The 13,917-nt window shown below is 43.6% G+C and carries 12 protein-coding genes; 1 reads left to right on the top strand and 11 read right to left on the bottom strand.

Features of this window, described 5'->3' with window-relative positions; translation table 11 throughout:
- Nucleotides 1–153 precede the first annotated feature (153 nt).
- The 4 genes from ACESZH_RS12405 to ACESZH_RS12390 all read right to left on the bottom strand — a co-directional run bounded on the left by ACESZH_RS12405 (nucleotide 154) and on the right by ACESZH_RS12390 (nucleotide 4,282).
- Nucleotides 154–1,758, bottom strand: coding sequence for a DNA/RNA helicase domain-containing protein (locus ACESZH_RS12405; RefSeq protein WP_373216517.1), 1,605 nt, complete (start codon nucleotides 1,756–1,758; stop codon nucleotides 154–156).
- A gap of 89 nt (nucleotides 1,759–1,847) precedes the next feature.
- Nucleotides 1,848–2,780, bottom strand: coding sequence for an AEC family transporter (locus ACESZH_RS12400; protein WP_373216515.1), 933 nt, complete (start codon nucleotides 2,778–2,780; stop codon nucleotides 1,848–1,850).
- A gap of 30 nt (nucleotides 2,781–2,810) precedes the next feature.
- A complete protein-coding gene (locus ACESZH_RS12395; RefSeq protein WP_373216513.1) occupies nucleotides 2,811–3,071 on the bottom strand; it encodes a PD-(D/E)XK nuclease domain-containing protein in 261 nt (86 codons plus the stop codon).
- On the bottom strand, nucleotides 2,996–4,282 hold the full coding sequence (locus tag ACESZH_RS12390; protein WP_373216511.1) for an AAA family ATPase: 1,287 nt from the start codon (nucleotides 4,280–4,282) through the stop codon (nucleotides 2,996–2,998). Before ACESZH_RS12390 ends, ACESZH_RS12395 begins: the two co-directional genes overlap by 76 nt.
- Nucleotides 4,283–4,503: 221 nt before the next feature.
- Between ACESZH_RS12390 and ACESZH_RS12385 the strand changes: the two genes are divergently transcribed.
- Complete coding sequence (locus ACESZH_RS12385) at nucleotides 4,504–5,175, top strand: YoaK family protein (protein ID WP_373216509.1); 672 nt, start codon at nucleotides 4,504–4,506, stop codon at nucleotides 5,173–5,175.
- Here the strand turns inward: ACESZH_RS12385 and ACESZH_RS12380 are convergent.
- The 7 genes from ACESZH_RS12380 to ACESZH_RS12350 form a co-directional block, all read right to left on the bottom strand.
- Nucleotides 5,163–5,396, bottom strand: coding sequence for a hypothetical protein (locus ACESZH_RS12380; RefSeq protein WP_373216507.1), 234 nt, complete (start codon nucleotides 5,394–5,396; stop codon nucleotides 5,163–5,165). The two genes, ACESZH_RS12385 and ACESZH_RS12380, sit on opposite strands and share 13 nt — an antisense overlap.
- A complete protein-coding gene (locus tag ACESZH_RS12375; protein WP_373216505.1) occupies nucleotides 5,383–6,174 on the bottom strand; it encodes a ParA family protein in 792 nt (263 codons plus the stop codon). The genes ACESZH_RS12380 and ACESZH_RS12375 overlap by 14 nt, the downstream gene beginning before the upstream one ends.
- A gap of 266 nt (nucleotides 6,175–6,440) precedes the next feature.
- Nucleotides 6,441–7,853: a TIR domain-containing protein gene (locus ACESZH_RS12370; protein WP_373216503.1), complete on the bottom strand. Its 1,413-nt coding sequence runs from the start codon at nucleotides 7,851–7,853 to the stop codon at nucleotides 6,441–6,443.
- Nucleotides 7,854–8,136: 283 nt separating this feature from the next.
- Nucleotides 8,137–8,997 (bottom strand): CAP domain-containing protein, encoded by an 861-nt coding sequence (locus ACESZH_RS12365; RefSeq protein WP_373216501.1) that lies wholly within the window; start codon nucleotides 8,995–8,997, stop codon nucleotides 8,137–8,139.
- Between the two features lie 148 nt (nucleotides 8,998–9,145).
- Entirely contained in the window at nucleotides 9,146–10,984 is a 1,839-nt protein-coding gene (gene pepF, locus ACESZH_RS12360) for an oligoendopeptidase F (protein ID WP_373216500.1), read from the bottom strand.
- Between the two features lie 95 nt (nucleotides 10,985–11,079).
- On the bottom strand, nucleotides 11,080–12,750 hold the full coding sequence (locus tag ACESZH_RS12355; protein WP_373216499.1) for a hypothetical protein: 1,671 nt from the start codon (nucleotides 12,748–12,750) through the stop codon (nucleotides 11,080–11,082).
- A 48-nt stretch (nucleotides 12,751–12,798) separates the two neighbouring features.
- A complete protein-coding gene (locus tag ACESZH_RS12350) occupies nucleotides 12,799–13,914 on the bottom strand; it encodes a hypothetical protein (RefSeq protein WP_373216498.1) in 1,116 nt (371 codons plus the stop codon).
- Nucleotides 13,915–13,917 lie beyond the last annotated feature (3 nt).

The raw sequence follows: 13,917 nt of genomic DNA, 5'->3' as shown, positions 1-13,917 counted from the left end.
TGTAGCTTCAATTTTCGGCGGATAATCATACATTTCTCATCTCTAGAATGCAAATATTATTTTTTTCTTTGTTTGTGTCATTTCTCATTCCAAACGCAAATACCAAATTACACTATTTCTGCAAACAAAAATGGGAGCCTGACAAAAGCTCCCTTACAGTTCATTTGGTATAAATTGTTCCAAATACGTCCTGAGATTCTCATCGCAGACATACACATAGGTTCCCCGGATTCCGCGCGACAACAAAACAGCATATGTATTTAAAATATACTCCTTCAGTTTTTCTCTTGGGACATTCTTTTTAACCTTTTTATCATAAAAGCATTCTTCATTCACTTTAATAAGTCCGTCATTCTCGTCAAAGTACAAATCCCTTCCTATAACGATTCCGGCATAATTCAGATCCAATCCCTGAAGGGTATAAATGCTTCCCATCTCCTCCCTTGCCTCAAGATTGTTCAGCCATCCTCCGGTTTGACCGTTCCATTTTATTCTTACCCCGTCAATGACGATATCCTCTTCACTGTCTTTTTCGTTCCATTCCCAAGCATAGCCGCTTCCAAGCCTGCACAGCCCGGTTTCCCTCTCCTTTTTTCTTATAAGCTCAAACATTTCCCGGAAAGAGCGGAAAAGCCTGAACTCATAGTGCTCAAATGTCTTCCTGCTCTTTGCTTTCTGAAACAGCACATCGTAAATATACGGTACATATTCTTCCCCTGCCAGAATCCTCATTTGCTCTTCCAGCTTTACTGGACGGATGCCTCCCTCCAGAAGTCTGTTTTTTATATCCGGAATATCCGCCGGGCCTGCCGCCTGCTTTTCATCAAAAAACAAGACCTGAAATGTAGAATTGTGCAAAACCCAATCAAGCTCATCCGCCGAATCATCCAGTCCCAGCCTTCGGCTTCCCAGTTTGAAGTTTCCTTCGTATTTCCCCTGATTTATATTTTTCCTAAGCTTTTGCGCCTCATCGCAAATAAGAATATCATAATGTTCTCTTGTCACGTCTGTAGGTTTGATCACATACTTGCACTTCAGCTCTTTAACCTCTTTGAACACGCTGCTGATCAGAGAGCGCATGGACGGGCACGCATAAACCATACCTATTTTTTTATTCTTAAACCTTTCATCCGTTTTAAGATAATAAAAAAGCGAAGTGGCAAGCACCGTTTTTCCCGTTCCGGCATCTCCCTCTATTATGATCGGACGTTTATAGAAATACGCTTTCTTCTTTGCCAGAGATTCCTCTGCAAAAACCAGCTCATTGACAATCCCATCCAACGCCTGCTTTTGCTTTGCCGTCAGCATTTTAGGCGGTGCGTACTTATAACTGCTCTTATTAAGTACCATTTGATACTGTCTCTCTTTTACAAGCTGTTTTTCTGCCAGCAAGGGCCAAAGCCTGTCAAATGCCTCCTCAAAATCATTTTTTCTGTAATAATTCTGTTGTTCCCCATCCAGAGGATTCACGATCTCAAATCTGCCGTCAGCCTTCATCAGCATGATCAGCAAATTTTCAAAGTGTTTCGCCGGAGTTTCTTCTGCATACTTGCTGGTTATGATATGTGCTCTTTGAAAGCTATACTGTTTCTTTTTCCCATCGTGCGCTTTCATCCTTATAACCTGATCTTTTGTCTGTCCTATATATGCTTCTTTTCCATTTTCCAAAATATAAACATAGTAATAAGGATACGGCAGCTTCCACTCCGCAAAATTCTTTTTCGTAAAATCAAATGTAGTAACTGTAAATTGATACATAGAACATCCTCCATATTTTTATCCCTGATCGGCAGTGTTCCTCCTGCCTGATTTTCGCCGCAGCTTTCTCTTCTGACCTTTCATGGTTCTCATATACCCCAAACTGCCAGAAGTATGAAGCCGATAATCGTGAGCACAGTGAGCACAGATATAGACGATGAAATATACGCACGCTGCTGCTCTTCATCCGCAAACACGGGCAGTACATATGGCGGCGGAAGGATAAACATCACATTTAACGCATGATCCAGACTGCTGCCCATGCCAAAGGTGCGGACAGCAAGACCCGCAAGAACCCGCAAAACTGCCATGATGACCATACGGAAAGCCGCAGCCTTCCATACGGCAGACCACGAAATCTCTTTCAGCTCAAGATCATATCCAATGGTCAGAAGAATGATTGCGCTGGTGGGCGCACTGACAAAATCTGTACAGGCGTCTATCACAGTGCTGATACCGGACGGCTGAAGCGCCCGGTAGATTCCCGTCGCTCCGAGGAGTACGCCTGCAAGAATCGCGATCATAGTGGGAGAATGCAGCATCTCCGAAAGAAGCTCCTTTGCAGTTACTTTCTCCTGCCCATTCATTCCCAGCAGGATCTTATATAACGTGAACACAAATAATACCTGTCCCAGATCAATACTTGCAAACGTTCCGATCCGCTCCTGACCATACAGCAAAATGAACAGGGAATATCCAAGCATCCCTGCTTCAAATCCCGTGGTTAAAAATGGTATAAAACGTGATTCTATGCGGAATATTTTCCTGAATCCATTTCCCAGGATCCATCCAAACAGACAGATTCCGAACATCATCAGTGTCAGGATCACATTTTTTCCCGAATAATTCATTGTGGCAAAAGCATTGAGCATAACCGCCGGAAGCGTTATATTCACCACAACGCTTTTCAATGCGCCGATTCCCTCTCTTGTCAACAGCTTCCGCTGTCTGCAAAGCATACCGATTGCCAGCATCAGCACTACTGGTAAAACTGTGTTGATAATTTGAACCCCTGTACTCATACTTTCTCTCTCCAATCCTGTTATTTTCTGCTATAACTCAGATTCACCCCTTTTTATCATACACTCTTTTTCAAAAAATGCTGCGCCATAGCAGAGTACAGTCTTATACCCCTTCAGAAACTGCCGTGCGTACTGGTTTATATCAATCTGTCCAACCGCACGCGCACAGTCTTTTTCCATTCCCTCTTCGCTTTCGGAATGTTTGGTCTCAATGATCATCGCCCTGCGTTTCTTTCTGTCTTTGATAACAATATCCGGTCTTCCAAGCCCATGCTCGCGATTGGATTCCACAGCAGTTCAGATGCTTTTCCTTCCTCCCCGTCCCACAATGCGCGGAACAATTCCTGGCGGTCAGATCTTTTCATGGTATCGGTAAACCATACTGCCACAGTATCCGCGAAAATTGCCCTGATTTCTTCATTTGGAATTTTCAAATTCGTCTTTCCCTCTTCCCTATTCAGGTCAGCCTGGGTCAGATACCCAGTCAGGTAAAGCACACTCCAAAAATTCTCTTCTGAAGAATGGAGAATATCATAAGTCAGCTCCTCACAAATTGTCTCCTGGATACATCCGCCAGCTAAGAGTATTTCAAACTTGTCCTTGACAAATAGATCAGTCCGGTCAATAAAACTGCGGATGATTCCGTTATGGCTTGTATTTCTCCAGTAGTTTCCCGGCTTCACGTCCGGCGATATCTGCAGCGCAGCTACGTGGTTCAATACATCCCATGGGCAATATATTCCCACAGAACCAAAACGGTACCCATCATACCACCTGGAGATTTCTTCCTTATGCCCGGAAAATCCGGTATCCGCCAGAAGCTTTTGTACTTCTTCCTCCGTAAAACCAAAATATTTACTGTACCGCTCACTGGAAATGGTATTCGACACAAAATTATTCGTACCAGTAAAAATACTCTCTTTTTCGATCTTCAGACAGCCTGTGATTACAGCAAACTCAAGGAACTCGTTTGTCTTTAAACATATCCCCATCAGGCTGCGCATCACATCCAGCATTTTCTCATAATATCCGCCCTCATTAGCTTTCGCAAGAGGTACGTCATATTCATCAATCAGGAGGATGATTTTTTTCCCATAATGCTTCTGCAGCATTCGCATTAAAATGTAAAGGCTGCTCTTTACCTCGGACGGATTTCCCTGACACGTTTTTAATTTCCCAAACGTATCCCTGTCAGCTTCGTCCAGGGACTCGTCTTCCAACAGATAGGAATAACTGATGCAAAGATCTGAAACAGCTCTTTGGAGCATCCCGTAAGCACCTTCAAAGTCCAGTCCCTCGACACTCTTTAAGGATAAAAAGAGAACCGGATACTGATTCATCCAACGAGAGCATAGTTCATGATTGCGAACAATTTCCAGTCCTTCAAAAACACTGCTGCTGTCTTTCCGAATGTCAAAAAACTCAGCCAACATGCTCATAGCCAAGGTCTTTCCAAATCTGCGCGGCGGTGTGATCAGGTTAACCTTAAATTTATCATTCAACAATTCTCTGATAAATCCTGTTAGGCTCATTATATCCAAATGTCTGAGGAAATTCAAGAATATAGGGGATTTTATCCTTACGCCCGGAGTACAGTTCCATTTCATCCAGTCCATTTGTCACATATGCTTTTTTATATTAAAGGGATAAAATATGAACTTTACAATATCTTTTGCAAGTATTATAATTCTTCCAGATTAAAATCAGGCAGGTAGAAAAAGAAATGAAAGATAAGATAGAAAGATGGTTACATTTGAATATGGCTCTGATCGGTGGATTTATGGGTGGATATGCGATTTTGAACCGTTCGGATCTGTTTGGTTCCGCGGAGACATCCAATATGATCTCTCTTGCCATGGATGCTGTAGGCAGACAGGATTCAAACTGGTGGGTGCGTTTGATCGCCCTGCTCCTGTATATAGCTGGTCTTGCAAGCACTGTGATTCTTCCTCATAAAATAAAGCACTTGAATCTGAAAGTATTTAGTATCATCGTAGATGCAATTGCCTTAGTTCTGGTAGGCTTTCTCCCGGCTGATCTGAATCCATTTGTCGCATTATACCCTTTATTTATTGCCACATCTATTCAGTGGTGCTCCTTCAGCGGAGCCGAAGGCTTTACCAGCTCCAGTATTTTTTCCACCAATAATCTCCGACAGTGCACTACTGCTTTTACGGAATATCTTTGTACCAAGAACCCTGAAGCTCTCCGGAAGGGAAAATTTTTCGGAAAAGTCCTGCTGTCTTACCATCTCGGTGTTGCTTTTGCTTTTATATCCAGCCAGACTTTCGGGCTGAAGGCTTCCTGGGTAATGCTGCTCCCCTTATGCTCCGCACTGTTTCTGGAGCACATGGAAAGCAGCGTTAAAGTTCATGTTCCGGCTTACAGCAGATAATCCGGCATATCCTCTGTCAGACGGATCGGACGGTTTGGCTGTTCCGGAACATTTTTCCCGGAAAGGAATTTTGCCTGGATTTCATCAGCATTCATGGGTGTTAATACAGATTGTTTTATGTCCTTTGCGGAAGCTGTTGATCTTACGGTCTTTGCTGTTCCTGCTGTTTTGCGGGTTCCTGCGCTTGCTGCGCGTTTGATGCTTGATTTACCTACTGACACGGTTCATTACCTCCTCTGCAAGTGCTTTGTATTCTTTTGCGCTTCGGCTGCTTTTTTTAAATTCAACCACCGGGGCGCTGCTGTCCTGTGCCCATTCTATGGAGCTGTCCACACGGATGTAGGATTCAAACAGATAGATGTCCTCCATCTCATTGAGGGTTTCCAACGTCTGTTTAAAATAACTTTTTCTTGTATCTGCTTTGGTGATCACAATTCCCAGAACCTCCAGATCCGGCGCAATTTCCTTTACCTCATTGAGAAAATCAAACATATTCGCCAGACCAAACATTCCCCAGGGGCTTGCCTCCACGGGAACCAAAACTCTATCGGAAGCGCAGAGGATATTCATCACCCAGCCGCCCAGAGTAGGCGGTGCATCGATAAGAATATAATCATAAACGCCGGATTCCTTAATCTTCTGAAGGCATTTCTTTAAAATAAACTCTCGCTGCCACTTTGTAAAAAGCTCATACTCGATGGAACTCATCAGCGTGGAAGACGGTATCAGATCCAGATTCTCATAATCTGTGGGAACAATAAAATCAGTTAAATCCTTCTGCTTACCAATGGCATAGTAGAGATTTTTTTCGCTGGATGCCATCTCCAGAACCTGCTCCTCGGAAAAGAATGACAGAGAAAGATTTAGCTGCATATCTCCGTCAATCATCAAAACCTTTTTTCCCGCCTGCGCCATTGCAGCGCCTACATTGGAGCATGTGGTAGATTTTCCGCTTCCCCCTTTGTTATTTGTAAAACATATGGTTACCGTTTTTTTCATGGGCTACCCCCTTACATTTTCATCGTCTGCATCCGCGGTTTATGTCTATGAACAGACATCTTTTTCCACGTTTTCGACATTATTCGACAAACACGGTCAAAATATGTTTTTATTATAATATATCCTTTTTCTAAATACAACCACCCACGGAGTGAGAGTTTCTAAAAAGGCCAGAGGCAAACGCCTCTGATCCGTATTTCGTTGCATATCCATTAATTTCAATCAATGCTTCAGCTAATCCCCTTACATTCGAAAGTATAACTGTTTCATAAAAACTCTTTCCAAATATAGCCCTGATCAACCGCAATTTGACACAAAGTTTTTTTGCGTTTCTCCCTGTTTTTCTTATTTAAGGCATTAAATTTTTTTACTCTTTTCCGCGACACAATAAGAAGCAAAGTTTTTCTTAATATATCAATATTTTTATATCTCTCCAGTTTTTGCAGCACTTCTACTGCATTCTGATATCTATTGTCCTGTGAAGATGCCGTCATCTTCTCCAAAATCGCTTCTAACTCAACCGAAATATCTTTTCTGTAATATCTAATGGGAATTCTGCTATTTATATCAAAACATTCTGGACATAGCAGATACTCCATGGTTCGGCCCAAAGCATAAATATCTGATGAAAAATTGGTTCGCATATTTTTATCAAACTGTTCTGGCGGAGCAAATCCCACTGTTCCTAGTAAAGTCTCTGTTTCATGCGCCTCATCTTCCATCACCATAGCTGTATTGAAACCTATCAGATGAATTTCTCCATATTCATCCTGAATTAGATTTTTTGGCTTTATATCTCTATGAATTATATTGTTATTATGCAGATATTGAAGAATTTTCAGCACCTTTTTGGCAATTGCAACGACTTCTTCCTCTGTATAGAACGTTTTCGATACAACTGATAACCCATCAATCATCGTTTCTACTATAAAGACTTGATTATCGTCCTCAAACCAATCTATAATTGCCGGAATGTATGGGCACATATTTCTCATTATTTCGGATAATATTTTTCTTTCCGCATCGAAGCAATCCTTCGTGAAAACTCCTCGGTAAGAAGCATCAATCAAGCCGCATTTAACAGTAACTAAAGCCCCTGTTCTTTTATGCTTAGCTAAAAACACCTGATCTATTCCGCCTGCACCGGTTTGCAGCAAGAGCTCATAGTTTTTTAATAACTCCTTTTTTGCCTCTCCCCCCAAAATTTCGCTGGAATCATCAAATACATTTATGTTTTGATACAAAGTGTTATTTGAGGCTGCTTCACATATTGCATGTACAAAATCATTTTCATTGATGAAATATGATCTGTGAATTGCCTGTATATCCCCCAGTAATAGATGAAGCCCACTGGTAAGATTGGTTTCTTCCAGATATAGAACCAGCATATTTTTATCTTTGTCAGTTGCCATCCCGATTTCTTTACGTACATATTTAGACCTTACAGAATTAGATGATATTAGGACCATAAACTGGTCACACTGGTCAATTTTATTTCCTAATTCTTCTGCCCATTCTGTACCCGATTTCAGTCCCAGGTCATACCAAAATCTGAAATGGTTATTTCTTAATATTTGAATGACACTTTGAACCAATTGCATATCTTGTCTGGCATAACTTACAAATATAAATGGTTCATTGGATATTATGTCCGGTTGAATAAACTTTGAATAATCCATTTATCACTCACCTTCACTTCTGTAATTATTGTTCTTCATCTCCATTCGACACGATAAACCACTTCAGATTAACATTATATACCCGCAAGCTCTTATCTGAAAAGTATATTTTCGTAACTTGTTGCGAAAATGATACTGTTACTTACCTCACTCCTGCCGTCATACTACAATAGGCTTTTATAAGTACCAGCAGATAGTTTTTACTTTTCTTTTTTGACATCAAAATAGGCTGAAAAATCAGGGCTTTTCCTGATTTTTCAGCCTCTATTATGAGTCTGTTTATTTAGTATGTAAATAACTGCACCCAGTAATTTACACCTTTTTCATCCTGATAATATCCTACTCCCATATTTTTGAAGTTTTTATTCAGGATATTGGCACGATGACCGTCGCTGTTCATCCATCCGTCCATGACCTGCTCCGGAGATTTCTGGCCCCATGCAATGTTTTCCCCGCTTCCTCTGTAAGAGACTCCCTGCTCCGTCAGTGCGGTGCTGAAGCTGCTCCCGTTCGGTCTTGTATGGGAAAAGCTCTGCTTGATTTCCCTGGCTCTCACGTCTGCTGCGGCTGTAATATCCATATCCAGAGTAAGTTGGGAAAGCCCCGCCTTTGCACGCTCCTGGTTTACCAGATTTAATATCTCCGTTACATAGGGATGCACTTCATCCTCCTCTGCCCCGTTATCCGGCTCCTGAACACCCGGATTCTCCGGTACTTCCGGCGCAGGAACTTCAGGCTGTCCTGGAGCCTCCGGCTGTTCCGGGCTTTCCGGTTGTCCTGGCGTTTCAGGCTGTTCTGGTGTCCCCGGCTGCTCTGGCGTTTCTGGCTGATCTGGCGTTTCTGGCTGCTCCGGGGTTTCCGGCTGCTCTGGTGTCTCTGGCTGCTCTGGAGTCTCCGGTTGGTCTGGCATCTCCGGCTGCTCTGGGATCGCTGGCTGCTCCGGAATCTCCGGACAGACGATATCATCCAGATATACCCCTATTTCCTCCAACGTCTGTTTTAAGCTATCAATACCCTGTCCGCCCAGCACCACATATCCATTGCCCTGTTTCAACACCCTACTATCAGATGCGTAAGCTGTCACAGGCATTGTTCCTGCCAGAAGCGTTAAGGTAGCTGCGATCATAACAAATCGTTTCTTCATGCTGATTCCTCCTTGAATTGTTTCTTAATTATTACATTTATTTTACAAAATTATATTAACAAATTCAAATGAGGAATACTACAAGTAAGTTTTTCCATATGCTGCCCCTGAATGCCCGCACTCTTCGCCAGAGGGTGCCTCAATTTTATTATTCCGTTTCTTTCTCCATTTCTCCCAGATACTCTTCAAATACAGCAAGCGCCTCTTTCACCGGCTCCGGGGATGACATGTCCACTCCGCAGATCTTCAGAAGATCTATCGGATCTTTTGCACATCCTCCGCTTAAAAACTGCTTGTATTTCTCCACAATTCCAGGCTCACCGCTTAAAATCCTGCTGCTGATGGCAATAGCTGCGGCAAATCCAGTCGCATACTGGTACACATAAAATGGCGTATAAAAATGCGGAATCCTCTCCCATTCAAAAGCAATTTTCGCATCTGATACCATATCCTCGCCAAAATATTTTTTATTCAGGTTGCCATAAACTCCATTGATATGCTCTGCCGTCAGCATGCCGCCCTTTTCCACTACGCTATGAGTAAGCATCTCGAACTCCGCAAACATAGTCTGACGAAACATGGTCCCTTTGAATTGATCCAGGAAATAATTGATCAGATACCGTTTTTCTGCCTCATCCTCAGTTCTGTTCATCAGATCATGAATCAGCAACGCCTCATTACAGGTGGACGCAACCTCTGCCACAAAGATCTGGTAGCCTGCATCCAGATAGGACTGCGCATGGTCCGAATACCAGGAATGCAGGGCATGTCCCATCTCATGTGCAAGAGTAAATACATCATTCAAAGAACCATGATAGTTCAAAAGCACATAAGGATGCGTGCCGTATGCACCCCAGGAATACGCTCCGGTACGCTTTCCTTTGTTTTCATACACATCGATCCACCGGTTATCAAATCCTTGCTGAAGCAAATCCAGATAATCCTCTCCCAAAGGAGCCAGACCCCTCTTTACGATTTCCTTTGCTTCCTCAAAGGAGTATTTCTTCTCCGGTCTTTCCACCATAGGCACATACACATCATACATATGAAGCTCCGAAAGCCCCAGCAGCTTTTTGCGCAGCCGCACGTATCTGTGCATCAGCGGCAATGCTTCGTTAACTGCTTTCACCAGATTTTTATAAACCGACACCGGAATGCAGCTGCCATCCAGTGATTCCTCCATGGCATTTGCATAATGACGCTCCTTTGCAAAGAAATCAGCTTGCTTTGCATTTGCATAATAGGTGGCAGCCAGAGTATTCTGAAACTGTTCGTACACGGAATACAGCGTCTCAAACGCATTTTTACGGAGCGTTCTGTCCCGGCTTTCCAGACAGGAAATATAGGTTCCCTGGGTGAGCGGTCGCTTATTGCCCTCCCCATCCTCAATATCCGGAAATGTGATGTCCGCATTATTAAACATGGAAAATACATTGGAAGGCGCCTTCCCAAGCTCGTTTACCTTGGAAAGCAATGCTTCCGTCTGCGCATCCAGGACATGGGCGCGCCTCCTGGTAATCTGCTCCACAAAGCGCTTGTATCCTCCCAGCTCTTTTTTCTCAGCATCCGTTCCATCATCGAATCCAGTCCCGGACACTTCGAAATATCCTGCAAGCCTGTCCTCCGGCAATGCCAGAAGCTCCGGTTCCAGCCATGCACAGGCCTGCCCAAGCATTGTAGCCATGATCTGCGTCTCGCCGCTCATCTGCTGGTATTTTGCATTGGTGGTGTCCTCGTGATATTTCTGGTTTGCATAAACATAGAGACGTTCAAAAACCAGATTCATCTCCTCATAAAGCTTCAGTACCTTCAAAAGCTGTCCGGCTCCCTGACTGAGACTTCCCTGTAAGGAAGTAAATTCCTCTGTCATTTTCTCCAGCTTTTCTGCATCTGCACTGAATAACTCCTCATTTTCGTAAAGCTCCTGCATATTCCAGGTATCCTCAATTTTCTGTTCCTGTCTCGTCCTGATAGTCTGCTCTTCCATTTCCAGCCTCCTGAATAAAATTCAGGCTCCGGCGCAATGTCGGAGCCTGGTAAAACATCTTTTCTATATTACAGTTTTTCCATCAGCAATGTCTGTTATTCCTGTGTTTCAGCAGACTCCGCAGTGGTATCCTCTGCAGGTGCCTCCTCCAGTTCTAACTCATCTTCCACATAGCCGCTTCCGGAAGTTGCGTTCATAAGAGTTTCAATGAAATCCTCCGGCATTCCGGCTGCAACGAGGTTCTCTGTAATGGTATCCAGATTCATGTCTGCGACAAAAGCTTCACCGTCAGCATCATTTGCAGTATCATAAACCTTATCTGTATCGGAAATCTCCGCATACGGTACGGCATCTGTCACGCTGCCGCTCACATTAATTGAAGCCAGTGCTGTACCTGCACTGTTTAAGGTAAGCGTAAAGCTGCTGTTTTCCTTGTCTCCTGCAAATCCGGCAACTAACTCAAGCCCTGCAAAAGGATTCACTGATTCCTCTTCTCCTTCTTGAGCAGCTGGAGCGATGGATAAGGTGTAAGTTCCATTGAGAATTCCCTTTTCCATAGCAGCGGTATCGTAATCTTTTACATCAATGTTAAGAACCACATCATCAATTAATACGCTATAAGTTCCACTTAACAGATCTCCAGCCAGCTCTCCGCTGCCTTCCGCAGTAATCACGCTATCCCCGCCGTTTACTGCCAGACTGAAGCCGCATGTGCTGTCCTGTTTCGGAGACAGCCAGGTAACCAACGGTTCTGCTGCTCCTGTCTCATCTCTCAAAGATATCTGCCGTCCCACTACATTGTCCTCTGCATCCAGCCAGATCTTTGATACAAAACCTTCCTCACCCGGTTCTTCCGTATCCGCCTCCAGCTCTGCTTCCAGACTTTCAATGCCCTCCAGGAATTTGTCATAGCTGTAGTCCTGGCTGTCCATTTCCGCAGTCCAGTCTTCAATAAGGGTTTTCAGCTCTTCATCTGCTTTTGCAGTGTTCAGGATCTCTTTTATCATAGGAATTGCTTCTTTTCCTGAAACAATTCCCTCCAGAACTGTGCACTCCTGGTCAACATCGCCTGCACTGAGAGTTTCGTTGCTGCTTGTTCCATCGGTCACATTGTCCAAAAGGATTGTTCCATATCTGTCCAGAAGGGTTTTGACTGTTTCTACATCCGGCAAATGCTCCTGAATTCCGTTGACAAGCTCCATGCTCTCTGTCATCTGTGCTAAATTACCCGGTTCTACTGAAAACGTAACAGATACTCCGTCTTCGGTCTCTTCCTCCAGACCTTCCGCAGCCTCCTCAGCCAGTTCGGCGCTCTCCTCTACGTTTACCTTAATATAACCGTCTACCAGCTCCGGGATTTTCATGTATACATCCATGGTCTCCATGTCAATATAATATTCCAGGGAGCAGATTTTTGTATCATTCACATACACATCCATAAGCTCAGACATTTTATTGTCTGCCATGCCTACACGCATAGAAAGCTTGGCATCCTGAAGCCAGGAAACATCAACTGGGGCAAACATGCCGAGAATCGCTTTTCCCGCATCGTCCAGGGTTACGGTAACATCCGCCCCGCTGCCTGCCATGGCAGTGTCATAGTTCGCCATGCTTTCCCCATAGCTTGCTGCAAAATCCTCCAGGCACTTCTGGAAAGACGCTTTCTCAGCCTCCTTATAGGAATCTGCCGCCATAACTCCCGCCGGTGCTGTTCCAACACCCATTAAAACTGCTGCCAAAATTGCTATTGCCTTTTTTCTTCTCATAGTTACCTCCTTTGACCGGACTTCCCGCCCGCCTTTTTACGTAAAACACTACTTCGGTCCCAGATACTGATCCAGATTTTCCATATATTTCTGGTTTCTCTCTACCGTTACCACCGCTACATCCTGCGGTGCATATTCCTCCAAAAGCTCCGGTGTAAAATCGTCAATCCTTACAAATATGGTATGGCTGTAAAGCTTCGCCAGATATGGCTCTAATTTTAGCCTGTAGGAATCTCCAACCACCAAAAGCGTTCCGGAATTGGGGGAATCAGAAACATACTCTCTCAAAATCTCCTCCCCGTTGTCTACGTTATCTTTTATTATATCACATTTGATTTCCGGATAGTATCCCTCAATTATCAAATCATGATCATCTTTCATGCTGTCCTCCTGGTTCACCATTCTTGCCAGATCTCCCACAAAAATTTCGCCCTGGGTCACAGTCACATCATCCAGTGAAACGCTCTCCCCGATAAGATTCTTTGCCATAATCTGACTCACAAGAAAAGACCCCAGATAATTCATATGCGTATCATATTTGTAAAATATCTGATAATCTTCGGAATAATCCACTAAATCATCATACAGGTAACAAAAATCCGCATCTGAATTTTTGCCCATGTAATCCGCAAAGCTCTCCATTCTGGATGGTCCATCCTCCCGGGACTCTGACGGCATATACTGAGGATAGACAGTCTCCTTATTAGGCGCTACATAGTAATAAAAATTTTCCACGCCCCGGCTCTTTATATATGTCTCCGCAACAGAAATCTTATCTGCAATCTCCCCGCTTTCCTCATCAGAATACAGGTTTGTTTTTTTGTAGTCAGCCATGGCATCCTCCCCGTCCCGCTCCGGGGTATAAAACAGCCAGTTATCCTTTCCAATGGTCACATCACCTTTTTTTGTAGTAAAAAAAACCTTTGTATCAAGCTGGTAATTCAACCGGATCAGATAGTTTTTAAACGGTACATGGTCATTATAAAATGCCTCAAATTTTTCCGGAAATTCCTCCAGCCCAGCCGTAGAAAGACCAGGAAATTCCGCCAGAGCACGGTTCTCATTGTTGGCAGTATCCAAATGCTTATGAAACACAGCAAATATGATATTGGGAAGCACAATACTTGCCATAAATACAACAATAAATAATTTCTGCTTTTTCATCCA

Source organism: Ruminococcus sp. 5_1_39BFAA, from assembly GCF_964240875.1.
In the GTDB taxonomy this organism is placed as follows: Bacteria; Bacillota; Clostridia; order Lachnospirales; family Lachnospiraceae; genus Blautia_A.
Note: the sequence above shows the minus strand (reverse complement) of the source record. Positions and strands in the feature narration are given on the sequence as shown.